23 protein-coding genes and 1 tRNA gene are annotated in these 18,949 nt (G+C 71.4%); 7 read left to right on the plus strand and 17 right to left on the minus strand.

Annotated features, from left to right (window positions below; all coding sequences use genetic code 11):
* Nucleotides 1-233: 233 nt before the first annotated feature.
* The 17 genes from M1L60_RS41680 to eno form a co-directional block, all read right to left on the minus strand.
* On the minus strand, nucleotides 234-1,061 hold the full coding sequence (locus tag M1L60_RS41680; protein WP_253243126.1) for a Bax inhibitor-1/YccA family protein: 828 nt from the start codon (nucleotides 1,059-1,061) through the stop codon (nucleotides 234-236).
* A gap of 145 nt (nucleotides 1,062-1,206) precedes the next feature.
* Nucleotides 1,207-1,290, minus strand: a tRNA-Leu gene (locus tag M1L60_RS41685).
* A 63-nt stretch (nucleotides 1,291-1,353) separates the two neighbouring features.
* The gene (locus M1L60_RS41690) at nucleotides 1,354-2,712 is read right to left on the minus strand and encodes an NAD(P)/FAD-dependent oxidoreductase (RefSeq protein ID WP_253243127.1); all 1,359 of its coding nucleotides are present in this window, start codon (nucleotides 2,710-2,712) and stop codon (nucleotides 1,354-1,356) included.
* A 100-nt stretch (nucleotides 2,713-2,812) separates the two neighbouring features.
* The gene (locus M1L60_RS41695) at nucleotides 2,813-3,376 is read right to left on the minus strand and encodes a hypothetical protein (RefSeq protein ID WP_253243128.1); all 564 of its coding nucleotides are present in this window, start codon (nucleotides 3,374-3,376) and stop codon (nucleotides 2,813-2,815) included.
* Entirely contained in the window at nucleotides 3,376-4,716 is a 1,341-nt protein-coding gene (locus tag M1L60_RS41700; protein ID WP_438862214.1) for a DUF58 domain-containing protein, read from the minus strand. Before M1L60_RS41700 ends, M1L60_RS41695 begins: the two co-directional genes overlap by 1 nt.
* A 2-nt stretch (nucleotides 4,717-4,718) precedes the next feature.
* Complete coding sequence (locus M1L60_RS41705) at nucleotides 4,719-5,732, minus strand: AAA family ATPase (protein WP_253243129.1); 1,014 nt, start codon at nucleotides 5,730-5,732, stop codon at nucleotides 4,719-4,721.
* A gap of 10 nt (nucleotides 5,733-5,742) precedes the next feature.
* Entirely contained in the window at nucleotides 5,743-6,327 is a 585-nt protein-coding gene (locus tag M1L60_RS41710; RefSeq protein ID WP_253243130.1) for a hypothetical protein, read from the minus strand.
* Nucleotides 6,324-7,010, minus strand: a complete 687-nt coding sequence (locus tag M1L60_RS41715) for a DUF4129 domain-containing protein (protein ID WP_253243131.1) — start codon at nucleotides 7,008-7,010, stop codon at nucleotides 6,324-6,326. The genes M1L60_RS41710 and M1L60_RS41715 overlap by 4 nt, the downstream gene beginning before the upstream one ends.
* A 12-nt stretch (nucleotides 7,011-7,022) precedes the next feature.
* Nucleotides 7,023-7,787, minus strand: a complete 765-nt coding sequence (locus M1L60_RS41720; protein WP_438862212.1) for a uracil-DNA glycosylase — start codon at nucleotides 7,785-7,787, stop codon at nucleotides 7,023-7,025.
* Entirely contained in the window at nucleotides 7,766-8,191 is a 426-nt protein-coding gene (locus M1L60_RS41725) for an LppU/SCO3897 family protein (protein WP_253243132.1), read from the minus strand. The genes M1L60_RS41720 and M1L60_RS41725 overlap by 22 nt, the downstream gene beginning before the upstream one ends.
* A gap of 77 nt (nucleotides 8,192-8,268) precedes the next feature.
* Nucleotides 8,269-9,234: an HAAS signaling domain-containing protein gene (locus tag M1L60_RS41730; protein WP_253243133.1), complete on the minus strand. Its 966-nt coding sequence runs from the start codon at nucleotides 9,232-9,234 to the stop codon at nucleotides 8,269-8,271.
* Nucleotides 9,231-9,560: a PadR family transcriptional regulator gene (locus M1L60_RS41735; RefSeq protein WP_221376724.1), complete on the minus strand. Its 330-nt coding sequence runs from the start codon at nucleotides 9,558-9,560 to the stop codon at nucleotides 9,231-9,233. Before M1L60_RS41735 ends, M1L60_RS41730 begins: the two co-directional genes overlap by 4 nt.
* A gap of 69 nt (nucleotides 9,561-9,629) precedes the next feature.
* Complete coding sequence (locus M1L60_RS41740; protein WP_308208625.1) at nucleotides 9,630-10,529, minus strand: Ppx/GppA phosphatase family protein; 900 nt, start codon at nucleotides 10,527-10,529, stop codon at nucleotides 9,630-9,632.
* Between the two features lie 5 nt (nucleotides 10,530-10,534).
* The gene (locus M1L60_RS41745) at nucleotides 10,535-11,029 is read right to left on the minus strand and encodes an amino-acid N-acetyltransferase (protein ID WP_253243135.1); all 495 of its coding nucleotides are present in this window, start codon (nucleotides 11,027-11,029) and stop codon (nucleotides 10,535-10,537) included.
* On the minus strand, nucleotides 11,030-11,530 hold the full coding sequence (locus tag M1L60_RS41750; protein ID WP_253243136.1) for a DUF501 domain-containing protein: 501 nt from the start codon (nucleotides 11,528-11,530) through the stop codon (nucleotides 11,030-11,032).
* Nucleotides 11,530-12,099 (minus strand): FtsB family cell division protein, encoded by a 570-nt coding sequence (locus tag M1L60_RS41755; protein ID WP_253243137.1) that lies wholly within the window; start codon nucleotides 12,097-12,099, stop codon nucleotides 11,530-11,532. Before M1L60_RS41755 ends, M1L60_RS41750 begins: the two co-directional genes overlap by 1 nt.
* An 86-nt stretch (nucleotides 12,100-12,185) precedes the next feature.
* The gene (gene eno / locus M1L60_RS41760; RefSeq protein WP_253243138.1) at nucleotides 12,186-13,469 is read right to left on the minus strand and encodes a phosphopyruvate hydratase; all 1,284 of its coding nucleotides are present in this window, start codon (nucleotides 13,467-13,469) and stop codon (nucleotides 12,186-12,188) included.
* Between the two features lie 177 nt (nucleotides 13,470-13,646).
* Here eno and M1L60_RS41765 point away from each other — a divergent pair, with 177 nt between their 5' ends.
* The 7 genes from M1L60_RS41765 to M1L60_RS41795 are packed head-to-tail and all read left to right on the plus strand — an operon-like array spanning nucleotide 13,647 to nucleotide 18,740.
* Nucleotides 13,647-14,276 (plus strand): PilZ domain-containing protein, encoded by a 630-nt coding sequence (locus M1L60_RS41765; protein WP_253243139.1) that lies wholly within the window; start codon nucleotides 13,647-13,649, stop codon nucleotides 14,274-14,276.
* 50 nt (nucleotides 14,277-14,326) lie between these two features.
* Nucleotides 14,327-14,989 (plus strand): hypothetical protein, encoded by a 663-nt coding sequence (locus tag M1L60_RS41770; RefSeq protein ID WP_253243140.1) that lies wholly within the window; start codon nucleotides 14,327-14,329, stop codon nucleotides 14,987-14,989.
* A 48-nt stretch (nucleotides 14,990-15,037) separates the two neighbouring features.
* The gene (locus M1L60_RS41775) at nucleotides 15,038-15,550 is read left to right on the plus strand and encodes an RNA polymerase sigma factor (protein WP_253243141.1); all 513 of its coding nucleotides are present in this window, start codon (nucleotides 15,038-15,040) and stop codon (nucleotides 15,548-15,550) included.
* The gene (locus M1L60_RS41780) at nucleotides 15,547-15,987 is read left to right on the plus strand and encodes a hypothetical protein (protein ID WP_253243142.1); all 441 of its coding nucleotides are present in this window, start codon (nucleotides 15,547-15,549) and stop codon (nucleotides 15,985-15,987) included. The genes M1L60_RS41775 and M1L60_RS41780 overlap by 4 nt, the downstream gene beginning before the upstream one ends.
* An 11-nt stretch (nucleotides 15,988-15,998) precedes the next feature.
* The gene (locus tag M1L60_RS41785; protein ID WP_253243143.1) at nucleotides 15,999-16,160 is read left to right on the plus strand and encodes a hypothetical protein; all 162 of its coding nucleotides are present in this window, start codon (nucleotides 15,999-16,001) and stop codon (nucleotides 16,158-16,160) included.
* Entirely contained in the window at nucleotides 16,157-17,113 is a 957-nt protein-coding gene (locus M1L60_RS41790; RefSeq protein ID WP_253243144.1) for a nucleoside triphosphate pyrophosphohydrolase, read from the plus strand. The genes M1L60_RS41785 and M1L60_RS41790 overlap by 4 nt, the downstream gene beginning before the upstream one ends.
* A gap of 10 nt (nucleotides 17,114-17,123) precedes the next feature.
* Nucleotides 17,124-18,740 (plus strand): DUF885 domain-containing protein, encoded by a 1,617-nt coding sequence (locus M1L60_RS41795; RefSeq protein WP_253243145.1) that lies wholly within the window; start codon nucleotides 17,124-17,126, stop codon nucleotides 18,738-18,740.
* The last annotated feature ends 209 nt before the right edge of the window (nucleotides 18,741-18,949 follow it).

Genomic DNA, 18,949 nt, shown 5'->3' on the forward strand with positions numbered 1-18,949 from the left:
GAAGGCCGAGCGGCGCGCAGAAGGCCGAGCGGCGCGCAGAAGGCCGAGCGGCGCGCAGAAGGCCGAGCGGCGCGCAGAAGGCCGAGCGGCGCGCAGGGCGGTTGACCGGCGCCGCACAACGCGCGGACGACAGCGGCGCGACCGCGGGCGGCCGGTGTGAGCGACAGCGCGACCGCAGAAAAGCGCCCGCCCCGTCGGAGGACGGGGCGGGCGCTTCGAGTGATCGTGCGTTACTAGTCGTCGCCGCCTTGGAGGAAGCTCAGCAGGCGCAGGATCTCGATGTAGAGCCAGACCAGGCTGACCAGGATGCCGAACGCGGCCACCCAGGAGTAGCGCTGCGGCAGGCCCATGCGGACGCCCTCTTCGACCTCGTTGAAGCTGAGGATGAAGCTGAGCGCGGCCACCACGATGCAGACGATGCTGAAGATGTAGCCGAGCGGGCCGTTGTCGCGCAGGCCGGTGTTGAAGCCGAACAGCGAGAGCACCAGGTTGATCAGGATGACCGCGAACAGGCCGCCCATCACGATGATCATGCCGCGCTGGAACTTCGGCGTGGCCCGGATGACCTTGGCCTTGTAGAGGAAGGCCGTCAGGAAGAAGACGCCGAAGGTGGCGACCACCGCCTGCAGCACGACGCCCTGATAGCCGGCGATCACCGAGAAGACCTTGGAGGCCATGCCGACGAAGACGCCCTCGACGACCGCGTAGCCCACGATGAGCGCGGGGTTGGCGATCCGCATGAACGAGATGACCAGGCCCAGGACGAGGCCGATCACGGCCGCGCCGATCCAGGCGGCGCCGGTCATCGAGTCGGGGATCACGTTCCACGCCACGACGGCCGAGACGCCGGTGATGCCGAGCAGGGTGACCGTCTTGACGACCACGTCGTCGACCGTCATGGGACGGACGGCGGGAGGGGCGGCAGGGTAGTCCGACGCACCGGGATACGGCTGACCGTAACCCGGGGCGGCACCGGCAGGGCCGTACGCCCCGTACCCGGCCGTACGCTCCCGCTCGGCCGCCTGGCCGAGGCGCGAGAGCACCGGGTTGGAAGTCTTCACTGTGTCCAGCCTCCCTTTGAGGTTGAGGCACGTCTGGCGTGCCCTACCAGCGTACGGGGTCCGGCTGATCAAGAAAGCCTCGGAATGCTGTGAACAGGCTGAATGTAAGCCCGTCTAAGCGAAACGGAGGCCGCGACAGGACAGGTGCCCGGGGCGGGTCTCGAACCCGCACGCCTGCGTGAGGCAGCCGCTTTTAAGGCGGCCGTGTCTGCCGTTCCACCACCCGGGCGGGCCTGGGCGCGCTACCGTGCGCGGCAACGCTCCCAGGACACCTTATAAGCCCGGGGCCGTCTCAGCGTGACCCGGCACCGACCTTGTCGCGGTCGGCTTTCCCGGCCACCGGCGGGGTCACTTCGGTGAACTCCTCGCGCGGGGCGTGCAGCTGGTTGAGGGCCACCGTCTCGCGCTTGAACAGCATGGCCAGCGTCCAGTCGGCGACCACCCGCGCTTTGCGGTGGAACGACGGGATGTGGCTCACGTGGTACGAGCGGTGCATGAACCACGCGGGCCAGCCCTTGACCTTGATGCCGTAGACGTGCGCGACACCCTTGCCCAGGCCCAGACCGGCGACACTGCCGATGTACTTGTGCTTGTACTCCTTGGGCTCGCCGCCGAGGACGACCTGCCGGATGTTGTCGGCCAGCACCCGGGCCTGCCGCACGGCGTGCTGGGCGCTCGGCGAGCACCAGCCGCCGGGGTTGGTCAGGTCGGGCACCTGGGCGCTGTCGCCGGCGCTCCACGCGCCCTCGAGCACGTTGCCGTCGCTGTCGGCCACCTGCAGCGTGGGCAGGCAGTTGACGTGACCCTTGGGGCCGCGGGGCAGGTCGGTGTGGTCGAGCATGGGCGACGGCTTGACGCCGGCCGTCCAGACCAGGGTCTCGGCCCGGAACTTGTCGCCGTCGGAGAGCTCGATCTCGCCGTCGACGCACGAGTTGAGGAAGGTGTCCAGACGCAGCGAGATGCCGCGCTTGTCGAGCTCGCGGGCCGCGTACGCGCCCATCTTGGGGCCGACCTCGGGCAGGATCCGGTTGGTGGCCTCGACCAGGACGAACTTGATCTCGTTCTTGTCGAGTTCCGGGTAGTACTGCATGGCGTCGCGGACGACGTCCTCCATCTCGGCCAGGGCCTCGATGCCGGCGAAGCCACCGCCGACGAAGACGAAGGTCAGCGCGGCCTTGCGGACCTCGGGGTCGGGCGTGACGGCCGCGACGTCGAGCTGGTCGAGGATGTGGTTACGCAGGTAGATGGCCTCACCGATGGTCTTGAGGCCGATGCCGCGCTCGCTCAGGCCGGGGATCGGCAGCGTCCGCGAGACCGAGCCCGGGGCCACGATGATGTGGTCGTAGCTCATCTCGGTGGCCGGGCCCTCGATGGGCTGGATGGTCACCGTCTTGCGTGCGTGCTCCACCTTGGTGACCTCACCGGCCACCACGCGACACTTCTTGAGCTCGCGGCGGAGCGGCACGACGCTGTGCCGCGGGGAGATGTTGCCGGCCGCCGCCTCGGGGAGGAACGGCTGGTACGTCATGTGCGGCTGCGGGTCGATGACAACGACCTCGGCCCGGCGCCGGTTGAGCTTCTTCGACAGGCGCAGGGCGGCGTATAGACCGACGTGCCCTGCACCGACGACGACGATGCGCTGCGGATTCACATGAGCCATTCTCGCGCGTGACGACCCTCCAGCGCCTCCTGGTGTGATCCTCGTCAAAGCGATTTGTCAAGTGCTATGACACACAAATTACCGGGATATTTCACGGTCTATGAATGAGCCGTGCTATCAGCAGCGTGGCGGCTGCGGCACCGGCCAGTCCGACCACGGTGGCGAGCAGGAACGGGCCCCCGGCCAACTGGGCGCTGAGGGCCAGAACGAGCACCGTGAGCACGGCCGAGACAAGGATCACGGCCAGCGCCCGGGCCACCCAGAGCCCCGGCACGTCGATGTTGACCACCGAGTCGTACGGCAGAACGGCGGCCAGGGCCGTGAGCGAATGACCCAGGTAGAGAGCCGACGCGATGGTCAGCACCCGCCACAGCTCGATCGAGGCGTCCTGGAAGGCGGTGTCGAGCACCCACCCGGTGATCACGGTCAGCGCGGCGAAGGTGGCGCCCCGCCCGCGCGGCGCGAACGCCGGATAAAGGGCGACCGCCACCAGCGGCACGGAGTATTGCGTGCCGAACAGCTCGATCGGCCAGGCCACCGACATGGCGATGATGCCGCTCACGCCGATGGCGCAGCGCACCAGGAACGGCAGCACGGTGGCCCGGGAGAAGACCCGCCGCGCGTTCCCGGCCCGTCGGGTGATCATCGCCAGCATCAGCGCCCCCTCGGCGCCGAGGCGAGCCGGGACACGTCGCGCAGCACCAGGTCGAGGCTGCCGGCCCCGGCCCAGTCGACGACCGGCACACCGTGTTCCTGCAGCCGGCCCAGCACGTTGCCCCGCTCGAGCTGCCACAGCCGGGTCGCGACCGGTGTCCACGGGCCACGCACCTCGGGCGCCGCACCGGCCGGCAACGTGTCGACGGCGACCACGTACCGGCCGAACTGGGCCAGCGAGGCCAGCATGTCGGCCGACCGTGGGTCGATCAGCGGGGTCAGCACCATGACCAGCGCGTCCGACGACACGTGGTGGGCGCCGAAGTCGTGCTCGTGCTCGAGCGGGTCGGCCCGCACGTCGAGCAGCCATTCCAGGACGGTGAGGTATTGCCGGCGGCCGGTGGCCGGGCGCAGGCGGCGGGCCGAGGCGCCGAACTCGAGCAGCGAGACCCGGTCGCCGCGCTGCAGGTAGTGCTCGGCGATGGCGGCCGCGGCCCGGACGGTCGTGTCGAGCACCGAGGCGCTGCCGCCGACCCCGCCCGACAGGCCGACCTCGCCCAGCACGTCGAGCAGCAGCACGACCTCGGCGTCCCGGTCGGACAGGGTCGAAGCGACGTGCAGATCCCGCGTACGCAGGGAAACCCGCCAGTCGATGCGGCGCAACCGGTCCCCGGGGGCGAAGGGCCGCACCCCGGCCAGCTCGCCGCCCTCGCCCATGCGGCGGGACCGGTGGGCGCCGACCAGGCCCGCCGCGGCCGGCATGGCCTCGATCGCGTTGAACGGGTCGGTGACCGGATAGACCCGCACGCCGTGGGCCGGGGTGAGCACCGGACGGCAGGCCAGCAGTCCACCGCAGGCGGCGACCCGGGCCGCGGCCGGGCCGACGTCCTGCCGGCCCCAGCGCAGCGCGTCGCCGGCCAGGTCGACCGCGGCCCACCCGTCGGCCGCCACGGCCACCGCGAAGGGCCGGTCGGCCTGCTCCAGCTTGAGCCAGCGCGAGGTGCGGGCCCGCACGACCACCAGGTCGTACGGGATGCGGTCGGGGTTGGTGACGGTCACCGAGGCGCTGACCTGGCCCCCCTCGACCAGCAGCTCCTCGTCGGCGTCGATCGTGAGCTCGGGGGTGGCCCGGGGCATCCGGCGCAGGTGGACGGCGGCGCCGATCGCGAACGGCGCGGCCAGCAGCACGAGGTCGACCCGGCCCAGCGCGACGCCGAGCACCAGCAGCAGGCCGGTGAGCAGCACGGCCCGGCCCAGGGCCCGGGTCGGCGCCCAGGCCGGACCGCCGCCGGCCTCGGCCACGGCCGGGGGCACGGCTCGGCGCAGCAGCGGCTCGGGCACGGTCACGCCGTGGTGTGGCCGGTGGCGTACGTGGGCAGGGCCCCGCTGGCCGGCGCCGGCGTGGCCTGCAGCACCTCGTCGACCACGAACGACGGGTCGACGCGGCGCAGCCACATCTCGGGGCGCAGCGTGATGCGGTGGGCCAGCGCGGGACCGGCCACGTCCTTCACGTCCTCGGGGACCACGAAGTCGCGCCCGGCCATCGCGGCCCGGGCCCGGGCCAGCAGCAGCAGGGCCAGCGAGCCGCGCGGGGACGAGCCCACCAGCACCGACGGGTGCTCGCGGGTGGCCGCGGTCAGCGCCACGATGTAGCGGCCGATCGAGTCCTCGACAGTGACCTCTTCGAGCGCGGCCTGCATCGACTGCAGCGTGCGGGCGTCGACCACCGGGGTCAGGAACGTCTCTTCCTGGCGGCGGCTCATGCGGCGCTGCAGGACCTCCCACTCCTCCTCGGCGGTCGGATAGCCGAACGAGACGCGCAGCATGAACCGGTCGAGCTGGGCCTCGGGCAGGGGGTACGTGCCCTCGTACTCGATGGGGTTGGCGGTGGCCAGGACGTGGAAGGGCGGGTCGAGACGGTAGGTGACGCCCTCGACCGACACCTGCTTCTCCTGCATGGCCTCGAGCAGCGCGGACTGGGTCTTGGGCGGCGTCCGGTTGATCTCGTCGGCCAGCAGCATGTTGGTGAAGACCGGGCCGGCCCGGAAGGCGAAGTCGCCCTTGCGCTGGTCGTACAGGAAAGAGCCGGTCACGTCGGCCGGAAGCAGGTCGGGGGTGAACTGCAGGCGGCGGAAGTCGAGACCGAGCGCCTGCGCGAACGAGCGGGCGGTCAGCGTCTTGCCCAGGCCCGGCAGGTCTTCGAGCAGCACGTGACCGCCCGCGAGGATGCCGGCCAGCACCAGCTCGAGCGAGTCGCGCTTGCCGACCACGACGCTGCCCACCGTATCGAGCACCGCACCGGCCAGCCGGCCCACCTCGTACGGGGGTAGGGCCTGCACGCCTGACTCCGTCACCATTGCACCCTTCTCACAGTCGTTCCAGGACGTCCACGTAGGACTCCAGGTCACGCGTCTTCAGCCGGGGTCGCCCCCGGTCGTGCAGCGCGGCCCAGAGCGGGTCACCGAGCAGTTCACGGGCCCGGCGGGGGTCGGTCTCGCGGGTGATGCCGTGGCGCAGCCGCAGCCGTTCGTCGGCCATCTCGGCCAGCACCGGCAGAACGTTACGCGCATACGATTCGTCGTCGGCCTGGGCCCGTTCGAGGCTGCGCTCCCACCGGCGGACGGCGGCGCGCATCGAGTCGGTGCCGGCCGTGTTGTCGGAGCTGCCGCGCCGGTCGGACCGTTTCGGCGCCGGTGGCGGGCGGACCTCGGCCACGGCCAGCAGCACCAGCCGCAGCCCGGTCAGCGCGGCCACCACGAACAGGATCGAGATCTCGGTGTCGGCCACCCGCAGCGCCGCCACCACGACCGCGGTGGACAAGCCGATCAGCAGCAGGTTGCGCAGCACCCAGGCCACCCACGAGCGCCGCCGCGGCGGCGGTGCGGGCTCGTCGGCCACCACGACCTGCTCACGGCCGCCGCCGAACAGGTCGTCGAGACCGCCGGTGGTCACGCGCTCACCCCCGCGCCGAGGTCGGCCCGCAGCCGTTCCAGGGCCGACCGGGCCTGGCTGCGCATCTGGTCGTCGACCGTGTGGGTGGCGTAGCGGGCCTGGCGGTAGACCTCGAGCAGCGCGGCCAGCACCCGCGCGTCGACCTGTTGCTCGCGCAGCAGGCGGCCGACCAGGTCGGTCGGGCTGTCGCCGGGGTGGCGCGGGGTTCCGGCCGCGGCGGCCGCCTGTTCGAGCCGGACCCAGCAGGCGATCACGGCCCGGCGCGGGTCGCGGTCGGTGTCGGAGAGCTCCTCGAGGCCGGCGTCGAGCGCGGCCACCAGCTCTTCGGCCGTGCGGGGCTGGTTGTCGCGGCGCTTGCGGCGGTCGTTCCGGCCCGAGCGCCGCCGCCGATCGCGCACCAGCGAATAGATGAGCAGGCCGACCACGACCAGCACGATCAGGCCGACGACGGCCAGGGCCACCTTGTCGATCCAGTCGGGCAGGCCCTGCGCGGCCTCGGGCGGCGGGGGCGGCGACTGGAACGAGGGCCGGGCGGTGGGCAGCAGCGGCGCCTGCGAGGCCGGCTCGTCCCGGGCGATCTGGTCGAGCTGGGGCTCGGAGCGGGTGGCGGCCAGCGCGGTGCCCGAGAGCAGCACGAGGACGGCGGCCAAGGGCCACCACCGTCGCACCAGTGCGAGCGCCATCCGCTTCTTTCCCTAGATTCCGGCCCGCTGCTTCGCTTCGGTGAAGACGTCGTCGAGCATGGCCGGGGTGAGCTTACCGGTGAAGGTGTTCTGCTGGCTGACATGGAAGCAGCCGAGCAGATCGGGCACACCCGGTTGGCTGACCAGCCGCCCGTGGCCGAACTTCGGCCGGGGTACGGGCGGCTTCACGCCGTACACGTGGGTCATCGCCGGCCACCACGCCTGCCAGGCGAAAGCGCCCAGCGCGACCACCACCCGCACGGTCGGGCGGATCAGTTCCAGCTCGCGGTGCACCCACGGGGCGCAGGTGTCGCGCTCGATCGGCAGCGGTTTGTTGTCGGGCGGGGCGCACCGGACGGCGGCGAAGATCCGCAGGTCGGTCAGCGCCAGCCCGTCGTCGGCCGACACGCTGGTGGGCTGGTTGGCCAGCCCGGCCCGGTGCAGCGCGGCGAAGAGCACGTCGCCCGAGCGGTCGCCGGTGAAGATGCGGCCGGTGCGGTTGCCGCCGTGCGCGGCCGGGGCCAGCCCGAGGATGGCGATCCGGGCGTCGGCCGGGCCGAAGCCGGGCACCGGGCGGCCCCAGTAGTCCTGGTCGCGGAAGGCGGCCCGCTTGGTGACGGCGACCTCCTCACGCCAGGCGACCAGGCGCGGGCAGGCGAAACAGTCCGCTATGCCGGCGTCCAGCACGCTGAGCGAGGCGGCCCCGGCCGCGGCGGCCGAGACCTCTTCGGGCGTACGGGAAAGGCCCACCCCGGTCAGGCCTTGGGGCGCAGGCACAGCACGTAGCCGTCGTCCTTGCTGTTGGCGAAGACGTAGAACACTTCCTCGGCCTTGAAGAACTTGTCGCAGGCCTTGCTCTGGGTCGAGCCCTCGCCGTCGACCCGGGCCACGACGGCGAACTTCGCCTCGTCCGAGGAGCAGTCGACGACCTCGGCCCCCGTCTCGGTCGTGCCCTCGTTCTTCACTTCCTGGTCCGAGGCGATGCAGTCACCGGCCTTGGCGTCGCTCGCGCCGTCGCCGCCGAGCAGCAGGGACGACAGCGCGTAGACCCCGAGCGCCACGATGATCGCGACGACGACCGCCCCGACCACCTTGAGCACGTTGGTCTTCTTCGACGGCAGTTCGGGCGGCCGGACGTCGGTGGCGAGCGGGAAGCCGGGACGGTCAACCGGGTTGGTCACAGCAGGTGTTCCTCTCGAGTGCCGGCCGGGGGGGGTGGGGCCGGTCGCCGGAGGAACAGTAACGATTCTGTCTGCGCCTACTTCGAGGGGGACGCGCTCGTCGGGGCCGGGTCGGGCTTCGGCTCCTCGGCCGGCTCGCTCGGATCGGCGGTGACCGTCGCGTCCGGGGCCGGTGACGCGAAGGGCGCGGCCTCGGGGCAGTACGGATAACCCATGCTGCGAGTGTGCGAGACCTCGCCGGTCGATTCGTCGCTGCAGTACGCGTTGCCCATCTGGATCGGCTGGCCGTCCTGGTCGAACAGCCGCGCCCCCGGCACGAGCCGGCCCTGGTTGTCGTAGACGAAGACGTCCTGGATGTAGTCGTACGGGTTACCGCCGCCCGAGTAGCCGACGTCGTTGTAGCCGGGGTCGCGTACGTCGCTGTCGGCGCTGAAGAAGCCGCCGATCGCGAAGAAGATCAGCACGGTCGTGCCGCCGTACAGCGCCACCCGCTTCCACTGGTTCAGCTCGAAGCGGCGCCGGCCGAGCGCGATCGAGGCGACGATGCAGCCGGCCAGCAGCACCAGCGCGATCAGCGTGCTGTTGCCGATGCGGGGCAGCAGGCCGACGGTCGACTGGGCGTCGAGGAAGTAGGCCACAGCCATGGCGGCCAGGTAGCCGCGCAGCACCCACCACGCCGGGCGCAGCAGCCGCAGGAAGTCGCTGGCCTTGGGGTAGCCGAGCACCGGGCCGACCTTGACGTCGGCGGTGCCGAGCACCTTCATCACGTCGGCCCGGGCCGCCTGCAGCGGTTCGAACCGGCGCTTGGGCGGGTCGGGGAAGCCCCCGACGAACCCGGCCGCGGTAGCCCGCAGCTCGGCCGCGTACGCCTCGGGGGTGCCCAACCGGTCGGTCAGGGTGACCGTGTCCTCGGCCCGGATCTCGGCCAGGTGTTCCGGCAGATCCTCGAGCAACTCGGCCCGGGTCGCCTCGGGCAGGTCGGCCAGCGCCGCGCGCACGCGCTCGACGTACTCGGTGATCTCGTCTTGTGCCGTGGAGTTCACGCCGTCTCCCGCTCGCGAAGCAGATCGTCCATGGTGGATGCGAAGCCCTGCCACACTTTGCCCGACCGCTGCAACTCGGCATGGCCGGCGGCGTTGAGGCCGTAGTACTTGCGGTGGGGGCCCTCGTCGCTGGGTACCACATAGGTGTTCAGGAAGCCGCCGGCGAACAGGCGCCGCAGGGTGCCGTAGACCGAGGCGTCGCCGACCTCGTCGAGCCCGGCGGCCCGCAGTCGGCGCAGGATGTCGTAGCCGTAGCCGTCCCCGTCGCGCAGGGCGGCGAGCACGGCCAGGTCCAGGACACCCTTGAGCAGCTGGGTGGTATCCACGGATGGGACAGTACTGCGCAATGCGAAATACCGTCAAGAGCGCGGTACTGCCGCCTGCCTTTTCCGGAATCAGGCGAGGCTGTAGGCGATGCCGTCGAGGATGTCGTGCTCCGAGGCGACCACCTCGTCGTGACCCGACCGCTCCATGATGATGCGCAGGATCAAGGCGCCGGCCCCGATGACGTCGGCCCGGCCCGGGTGCATCACCGGGAGGGCCCGCCGCTGCTCGACCGTCATGGCCAGCAGCTCGGCGGTCACCCGCGACACGTCGGCCCGGGTGACCCGGGCGTGGTGGATGCGCGTGGCGTCGTACTCGGTCAGTTCTTTCGCCAATGCCGTGACCGTGGTGACCGAGCCGGCCAGACCGACCAACGTCTTGGCGTCACGGCCGGGCACCGCGGTCAGAGCGATGTCGACGGCGGCCGTGATGTCCCGTTCCGCATTGTGGATCTCGGCCGGACTCGGCGGGTCGCTGTGGAAGTGCCGCTCGGTCATCCGCACGCAGCCGATGTCCATCGAGATCGCGTGGTCGACCGCGGTCGTGCCGGTGACGAACTCGGTCGAGCCGCCGCCGATGTCGACCACCAGGTGCGGCGGCTCGGCGCTCAAGCCGGCCAGCGCGCCGGTGAACGAGAGCGCCGCCTCCTCGGTGCCGCTGATCACCTCGGGGTCGATGCCCAGCACCCCGCGGACCATGTCGCGGAACTCCTGCGCGTTCTCGGCGTCGCGCGAGGCCGAGGTGGCACACATGCGCACCCGGGTCACGCCCAGCTCGGCGATCTCGGCGGCATAACCCACAAGAGCTTTTTTCGTACGCGCCATAGCTCCCTCGGAGAGGCGGCCCGTGCGGTCGACCCCCTCCCCCAGGCGCACGATCTGCATGCGCCGCGCGACGTCGGTCAACTTCCCGTCGCCGACCTCGGCGATCAACAGGCGGATCGAGTTGGTGCCGCAGTCGATCCCGGCCACCCGCGTCATAGGTGCAGCAGCATTCTCGTGTTCCCCAGGGTGTTGGGCTTGACCCGTTCCAGGTCGAGGAATTCGGCTACACCTTCGTCGTACGACCGCAGCAGTTGCTCGTAGACCGCGTGCGGCACGGGCGCGCCGTCGATCTCGGTGAACCCGAACGAGCCGAAGAACCGGGTCTCGAAGGTCAGGCAGAAGACCCGGGCCACCCCCAGCTCGCGGGCCACGTCGAGCAGGCGGTCGACGATCCGGTGCCCGATCTTCTGCCCGCGGCAGGCCGGGTCGACCGCGACCGTGCGGATCTCGGCCAGGTCTTCCCACATCACGTGCAGGGCGCCGCAGCCGACCACCCGGTCCCGCTCGTCGACGGCCACCCAGAATTCCTGCACCGACTCGTACAGGGTGACGGTCGCCTTGCTGAGCAGCCGGCGGTCGGCCGTGTACTCGTCGACCAGGGACCGGATCGCCCGGATGTCGGTGGTGCGCGCGCGGCGGATCTCCACTTATTCGGCTCTTCCCACGCAGGGGCCATCGGCCCACCACGGTTCGACCGCGTCGCGGACCTCGTCCCCGAAAGGATTCACGCCCCGGCCCACAGCCAGCGCGTGCCCGAGGTGGACATGCAGACATTTCACTCGATCGGGCATGCCGCCCGCCGCCACGTGGGCGATCTCGGGCACGTCGTCGATCGCCTTGCGCCGGGACAGGTAGTCCTCGGTGGCCTTTTCGTACTGCGCGGCCAGCTCGGGGTCGGTCGAGAGGCGCTCCTGCATGTCGCGCATGACGCCCGCCGACTCGAGGCGGCTGCACGCGGCGGTGGCATGCGGGCAGGTCAGGTAGTACAGCGTGGGGAACGGGGTGCCGTCGTCGAGGCGGGGCGACGTCTCCACCACGTCCGGGTTGCCGCAGGGGCAGCGGTGCGCGACCGCACGGGTGCCACGCGGACGGCGACCCAGTTGGGCCTCCACGATGTCGAGGTCGGCCTCTGTGGGTTTCTCACTCACTAGTTCGGGGACTCCGCGTCGGCGGCTCGGACGCTGCTCCACAGCGTGTCGTACCAGCGGTCGGGTGCGGCCGCCGGCTTGTTCTGACCGGCCTCGGCTGCCGCGCCGGCCGGGTCGTTGCGCACGAGCAGCGGGATCTCGTCCTCCCGGACGTAGAAGAGCCGCTCGCGGGCCTGGGCCCGCAGGTATTCCGGGTCTTTCCACTTCTGCAGCTCTTGCGACTTCTGGGCGATGAGCTGGCGTTCCTCGGCCTGCTCGGCCTCGAGCTGGGCCAGCTGCGACTCCTGCGCGAGATAGACCCGCAGCGGGTAGGTGTAGGCCAGGGCCAGCGCGACGAAGACGACGATCAGCACCATCGCGCGGCCGGTCAGGGCCCGGGGCCGTGGGGCCGGGGTGCGCTTGGCGGTCGATCGGCCGCCGGTGGTCGTCCGCCGGTTGCGGCTGGTCTTCTTGGGCACCGAGCCGGTGTTGCGCACGGCCCGGGTGCGGACGGCGCCCGTGGTGCGGGTGCGCGACGAACCGGGGCGGCGGGCCGGGCCCTGACCGCTCGGTGCTCGTCGCTGTGTCACTTCTACCCCTCCATGTGCCGTGGCGCCCGCTCGAAACCTATGCCCGTTCCGGCGGGCGCCACAACTCCATGATTAGCGGGCGTTCGTCACGCCGTGCGGTAACGCGGGAAAGCGCCCGCACCGGCGTACCGGGCCGCGCTCTCGAGCTGCTCCTCGATGCGCAGCAGCTGGTTGTACTTCGCGACCCGGTCGGACCGGGCCGGGGCGCCGGTCTTGATCTGGCCGCTGCCCACCGCGACGGCCAGGTCGGCGATCGTGGTGTCCTCGGTCTCGCCGGAACGGTGGCTCATCATCGTCTTGAAGCCGGCCCGGTGGGCCAGGTCGACGGCGTCCAGCGTCTCGGTCAGCGAGCCGATCTGATTCACCTTGACCAGCACGGCGTTGGCCGCGCTCTCGGCGATGCCCCGGCCGATGCGGGTCGGGTTGGTGACGAACAGGTCGTCGCCGACGATCTGGATCTTGTTGCCGAGCTCGGCCGTCATCGCGCTCCAGCCGGCCCAGTCCTCCTCGTCCAGCGGGTCCTCGATCGAGACGATCGGGTATTCGGCGGCGAGCTTGGCGTAGTACGCGATCATCTCGTCGGTCGACTTCGGGGCGCCCTCGAAGACGTACGCGCCGTCCTTGTGGAACTCGGTCGCCGCCACGTCCATGGCCAGCACGATGTCGCTGCCCAGGGTGAAGCCGGCGGCCTGCACGGCCTCGGCGATCAGGTCGAGGGCCGACGCGTTGGACGGCAGGCTCGGCGCGAAGCCGCCCTCGTCGCCCAGGCCGGTCGACAGGCCCTTCTTCTTGAGCACCGACTTCAGCGCGTGGTAGACCTCGGCGCCGGTGCGCAGGGCCTCGCGGAACGACGGGGCGCCGATCGGCGCGATCATGAATTCCTGCACGTCGACGTTCGAGTCGGCGTGGGCGCCACCGTTGAGGATGTTCATCATCGGCACCGGCAGCACGGCGGCGTTGGGGCCACCGACGTAGCGGAACAGCGGCAGCTCGGCGCTCAGCGCGGCCGCCTTGGCCACCGCCAGCGAGACGCCGAGGATGGCGTTGGCGCCCAGCACGCTCTTGTCGGCCGTGCCGTCCAGGTCGAGCATCTTCTGGTCGATCAGGCGCTGCTCGCTCGCCTCGTAACCGACGAGCTCGTCGGCGATCTTGTCTTCGACGTTGGCGACGGCGTTCTCGACGCCCTTGCCCAGGTAGCGGCCCTTGTCGCCGTCACGCAGCTCGATCGCCTCGAAAGCACCGGTGGAGGCGCCCGACGGTACCGCGGCGCGGCCGACCGTGCCGTCGTCGAGCCCGACCTCGACCTCGACGGTCGGGTTGCCCCGGGAGTCGAGAATCTCGCGGGCGACGATCGCTTCGATGGTGGCCATGTGTCGTGTCGCTCCCTCTGTTAAGGCTGCAGTTCACTCTCTTGAGGCTGCAGTTCACCGACCGCGACCCTGCGGCCGACCACGGCACTGAGCGTATCGACCCGCGATGTCGGTCGTACGCGCGGCCGGTGAACTTTCCCTCAACCCGCCCCGCCGGCGGCCGATCTCCTCGTCACTATGAGCACACCCATGCTTCCCGCCGACGGGTCGTACATCGAGATGACCGCGTACGGCCAAACGCTGCCAGACGTGCGAGTCGTGCAGGCCACGGCCGAGATGATCACGCTGTCGCTGGCCCTGGACGACCGGCCTCCGTCCGACGCCGAGGTGACACTGCGCTGGGCCGCCGCGCCCCGCGGCCGGTACGCCGTGAAGGGCAACGTGGCCGTGATCGACGAGAATCGGGTGAAGGTGACGCTGACCGCGGAGCCGGCCGTCGAGCAGAGCCGGGACTACGTACGCGGAGGCGGCGGCGAGGCGATCGTGCTGATCCTGCCCGGTCAGGCCGCCGCCGAGGGCACGATCCACGACCTCAGCGAGGGCGCGGTGCGGGCCCACTTCACCGACGTCGAGGTGTCCTCCGGCGACGAGATCACTCTGCGTATGCAGGTGGGCGACGTAATCGTCGAATTCCCGGCCCGTGCGGTCAAGGTGAGTTCGGTGCGCCAGCAGATCCCCCGCCGCGGCCCGCTGATCGTCGAGCTGGTGGCCGTGTTCACGGCGGCCGACGAGCACCAGGCCCGGATCATCCGGCGCTACATCTTCGCGCAGCAGCTGCGGTCCCGGGCCGCGTCCCGCAGTACCTGAGCCGGAATCTGGTTTGCTCAGGGTTGCGCCCATGGGCTTAGGTGTCAGGCGTGCCTTCTGTTTCGCGCCTGACACTCGCCGGCCTGGCCGTCGCGGGTGCGGTGCTGCTCGGCACCTCCGGCTGCGGCGACCTCGACGAGGCCAGCGCGGCCCCGCTGACCAGGGAAAACTTGATCACCGAGACGGCCGACCAGCTGGCCGCGGGCTCGGCCCTCACCTACAGCGCGAAATACCAGGTGGCCGGCGGCGAGACGGCGACGGTGAGCCGGGCCCAGCGCCCGGGCCGGGCCGCGTACGTCTACCCCGGCGGCCGCCTGATCACGACAACCACGGTGACGATCCGCTGCGAAGGCAACTCCTGCACGTCAGCGACCGTCGACCCGGCCGCCGCGGCCGGCTTGGACGAAGCACCGCTCGTCTCCCCCGAGGCGGCCCAGGCGATGCTGGCCACAGCCGCGCTCGACCCAGCCGTCGAAACAGAACAGCACGACACGACGATCACAGGCCGCCACGCCACCTGTCTGAAGGTGCTCAGCAGCCCGGCCCGCACGTTCGACGTGTGCGTGACCAATGAGGGCATCCTGGCCAGCTTCACCGCCACCATCGACGGCCAACGCATCGATCAGGCCCTGACGTCGTACTCAGAAACCGTGCCTCCGGACGCCTTCCTGGTCCCCACCGGCGCCGAACTGATCGACAAGTCCGCCAAGTAGCGAACCTTTTCCCCGCCCCGCCCGACTGAACAGTGCGGAGGAGGGCGGATGAGTGACGAGCTGATGGTCGTCCGGTGCCAGTTGGGTGAGCGGGATGCCTTCGCCGAGCTGGTGCGGGCCTGGCACGGGCGGGTCGAGCGGTACGTCGCGCGGATGCTCGGGCGCCGCGACGACGACGTGGTGCAGGAAGTGTGGCTGGCGGTCGTGCGGGGCCTGCCGAAACTGCGACAGCCGGATCGCTTCGGGCCGTGGCTGTACGCGATCGCCCGGCGGGCCGTGATGAACCGGCTGCGCGACGCGTACGCGATCCCCGAACCGCCGCCGGTCGATGAGCTGCCGGACGAGGCGTCGGCCGTTGTCGACCGGGAGCTGGTGGCCGGGGCTCTGGCCGCCCTGCCGGCCCGGGAGCGGGAGGTCCTGCTCCTGTTTCATCTCGAGGACCTGTCGCTCGACGTGTGCGCCCAGATCTGCGCGGTGCCGGTGGGGACGGTCAAATCGCGGCTCAACCGGGGCCGTCGACTGCTGCGCGACGAGTTGCTGCGGAAGGGGTACGAGGCATGACGCCGGAGGATCTGCTCGGCCGGCTGGGAACCCGGCTGTCGTTGCGCAGGCGAATGACGTACGCCGGAGTGGGTCTGACCGGGCTGGCCGGCAGCGCGCTGATCGGGGTGCTGTGGGCGACCGAACCCGGCCTGCCCGCGCGCACCCAGGCGGCGTTCGGGGTGCTGGTGCTCATCGGGCTGGCCTGGGCGACGTTCGGCGGCTGGGTGGTCACACGCCGGATGCCGCTGTTCGCCCGCGACCGGGTGGTGGCCGGCTGGCTCGGCCTGATCGCGTGGACGATCTTTGCCGTGGGAGCCGTGGTGATCGCGCCCGTCGTGCCGACCTGGCTGATCGTCGTGGTCGGCGCGCTGGGCGTGGTGGCAGCCGCCAACCTGGGTGTGGCGCTGCGGGCGCGGGCTGCTCTGCTGCGGCGCCGGGCCGAACTGGGTGGGTAGGCTCGGCGACCGTGACGTACTCCCCGGTGCCCGAGCTCAACCTGCTGAAGGCGTTCCAGGACGAGGCCGGCTACGGCCAGCACTCCGACGGCGTCGGCCTGGACGACTACGACGACAAGTCGGGCCTGTCCGCCGAACAGTTCGCCGCCTGGGCCGGGGGGTTCCTCGCGTGACCGCGCGCATCGTTCTGCTCGTCACCTCGCCGCGGCTGCCCGCGGGGCTGCTCACGGCCGCAGCCTGGGACGCTCTGCGGGCGTACCCGGTCTTCGCCGCCGGTGATTCGGAGCAGGCGGAGGCGTTGCGCCGCAGCGGCGTGCCGGTCACGGTCATCGCGAGCGACCCCGAGCTGCTGCTGGCCGAGCTGGCCGGAAACGGCGAGGCCGTGATCTGGCTGGCCGGGCCGACCGGCGACGAGGGCTTCGCCCGCACGCTCGGCCTGCGGCTGGCCCGCGAACCCGCGCTGGCCGAGCTCGAGCTGATGTACGGCTCGTGGGATCCGCCCGGCGCCCGCCTGCTCGACGCCGTCGCGGTGATGGACCAGCTGGTCTCACCCGGCGGCGACCCTTGGAAGAGGGCCCAGAGCCACCGTAGCCTCGCGCCCTACCTGCTCGAGGAGAGCTACGAGGCGTACGACGCGATCGAGGCCGGCGACACCGACGCGCTGCGCGAGGAGCTGGGCGACGTGCTGCTGCAGATCGTGCTGCACTCGCGGCTGGCCGAGGAGCTGCCCGAGGACGAGGCGTGGAACGTCGACGACGTGGCGGCCGGGCTCGTCGACAAGATGGTGCGCCGCAACCCGCACGTGTTCGCGGGGGCCCGGGTGACCGACCTCGAAGAGATCACCGAGAACTGGGACCGCATCAAGAAGGCCGAGAAGTCTCGCGACTCGGCGCTCGACGGCATCGCCCTGAGCCAGCCCGCCCTGGCCCTGGCCGCCAAGATCCTTCAGCGTACGCACCGGGCCGGTCTCGACGTGGCCCTGCCCACGGACGACGGGCTGGGGGCCCGCCTGCTGCGGATCGTGGCCGAGGGCGGCGACCCCGAGCAGGAGCTTCGCCGGGCGGCGCTGCGGTACGCCGACGACGTGCGAGCGGCGGAGCCGAAAAATGTCGGTGGGGACGAGTAACTTTCACGGCATGCCGGAGTTCGTACCCCTCGCCGAGAGCATCGTCGACGCCGTCCTCGAGAGCTCGCCCGGGCTGGCCACCTACACCGGTGACCACCGGTTCGACGACCGCCTGCCCGACCTGTCGCCCGCCGCGACCCAGGCCCGTCTGGCCATGCTGCGCGACGCGACCGACGCCTTGGCCGGTGTCGACGCCGAGGCGCTGCCACCCGAGGATCAGGTCGACCACGCCATCCTCAGCGCCCTGGCCGAGCGCGGCCTGTTCGAGCTGAGCGACGTCCGCGAACACGAGTGGAACCCGCTCGACCACAACCCCGGCCCGCTGCTGCACGCGTTGATGGCCCGCCCGTTCGCCCCCGCCGCCGAACGCCTGACCAGCCTGGCCGGTCGTCTCGCGGCCATCCCCGACGCGCTGGCCACGGCCCGGGCGGTGCTGCGCGACGTGCCCCGCATCCACGCCGAGACGGCGATCGGCCAGTTCGCCGGCACGGCCGCGCTGATCCGCGACGAGGTGCCCGCGTTGCTCGCGCACGAGCCCGGCCTGCGCGCCACGGTCGAGCCGGCCTCGGCCGCCGCGCTGAGCGCGCTCACCGAGTTCGACGGCTGGCTGCGCGCCCGGGTCGACAGCGGCGAACCCGGTCGCGACCCGCGTCTGGGCCGCCGCCTGTGGGAGGCCCGCCTCTGGCACACGCTCGACACGGAACTGCCGGCGGCCGAGGTGCTCTCCCGGGCCCGGGCCAACCTGGAAAGCGTCGGCGAACGCCTGCGCCAGGCCGCGGCCGAGCTCATCGAGGGGCCCGCCACCGACGAAACGGTCCGCCGCGCCCTCGACACGCTGGGCGCGCAGCATCCCACCGACGACACCATCGTCGAGCTGGCCCGCACCACCATGGACGAGGCAACCGAGTTCGTCCGCAAACACGACCTGGTCACCCTGCTCGACGACCCGTGCGTCATCGAAGAGATGCCGGAGTTCGCCCGCGGCGTGGCCGTGGCCTACTGCGACCCGCCGGGCCCGCTCGAGACGGCCGACCTGCCCACGTTCTATTGCATCGCGCCCACTCCGGGCGACTGGTCGCCCGAGCGCGTCGAGTCGTTCTACCGCGAATACAACAACCACATGCTGCGCGACCTCACCATCCACGAGGCGATGCCTGGCCACTTCCTGCAGCTGGCCCACAGCCGCCGCTTCCGCGCCGCGACCCGGGTGCGCGCGCTGGGCTGGTCGGGCCCGTTCGTCGAGGGCTGGGCCGTCTACACCGAAGAGGCGATGGCCGACCTGGGCTTCGGCGGCCTTCCGGTGCGGCTGCAGCAGCTCAAGATGCAGCTGCGCATGAGCCTGAACGCCATCATCGACCAACTGGTCCACTGCGAAGACCTGCCGGAACACGAGGCCATGGCCCTGATGACCGGCCCCGGCTTCCAAGAGGAGGGCGAGGCCGCCGGCAAGTGGCGCCGGGCCCTGCTGACGTCGACCCAGCTCTCCACGTATTTCGTCGGCTACACCGAGGTCGCCGCCATCGCCGCCGCCCGCCCCTTCGGCGCCACCCCGAAGGCCTGGCACGACGCGATGCTCGCCCACGGCTCCCCGCCCCCACGCCACCTCCGCACCCTCCTCGGCGTCTGAGGGGTCGCCCCCGCGCCGCAGAGTGCCGCCCGGCGGCACACCGCTTCATTTGACGCCGTTCGGGAGCGCAGCTTCATAGCGTCCGTTTCGTGGCGCTCGACCTGGCGGCCCGGGCGGCTTGGCGGCGCGCAGCTTGGTGGTTCCCGCTACGTGGCGGCGCGCAGCTTGGTGGTTCCCGCCAGGTAGCGAGGCGCAGCTTGGTGGTTCCC

The sequence above is a fragment of the Paractinoplanes aksuensis genome (assembly GCF_024137025.1).
GTDB lineage: Bacteria > Actinomycetota > Actinomycetes > Mycobacteriales > Micromonosporaceae > Actinoplanes > Actinoplanes aksuensis.

What these genes read in the sequence shown, in the direction of transcription:
- M1L60_RS41695 (WP_253243128.1), bottom strand. Translation starts at nt 3,376, where the DNA reads ATGCTGGCGATGATCACCCGACGGGCCGGGAACGCGCGGCGGGTCTTC.
- M1L60_RS41705 (WP_253243129.1), bottom strand. Translation starts at nt 5,732, where the DNA reads ATGGTGACGGAGTCAGGCGTGCAGGCCCTACCCCCGTACGAGGTGGGC.
- M1L60_RS41715 (WP_253243131.1), bottom strand. Translation starts at nt 7,010, where the DNA reads ATGGCGCTCGCACTGGTGCGACGGTGGTGGCCCTTGGCCGCCGTCCTC.
- eno (WP_253243138.1), bottom strand. Translation starts at nt 13,469, where the DNA reads ATGGCCACCATCGAAGCGATCGTCGCCCGCGAGATTCTCGACTCCCGG.
- M1L60_RS41765 (WP_253243139.1), top strand. Translation starts at nt 13,647, where the DNA reads ATGAGCACACCCATGCTTCCCGCCGACGGGTCGTACATCGAGATGACC.
- M1L60_RS41775 (WP_253243141.1), top strand. Translation starts at nt 15,038, where the DNA reads ATGAGTGACGAGCTGATGGTCGTCCGGTGCCAGTTGGGTGAGCGGGAT.
- M1L60_RS41780 (WP_253243142.1), top strand. Translation starts at nt 15,547, where the DNA reads ATGACGCCGGAGGATCTGCTCGGCCGGCTGGGAACCCGGCTGTCGTTG.
- M1L60_RS41795 (WP_253243145.1), top strand. Translation starts at nt 17,124, where the DNA reads ATGCCGGAGTTCGTACCCCTCGCCGAGAGCATCGTCGACGCCGTCCTC.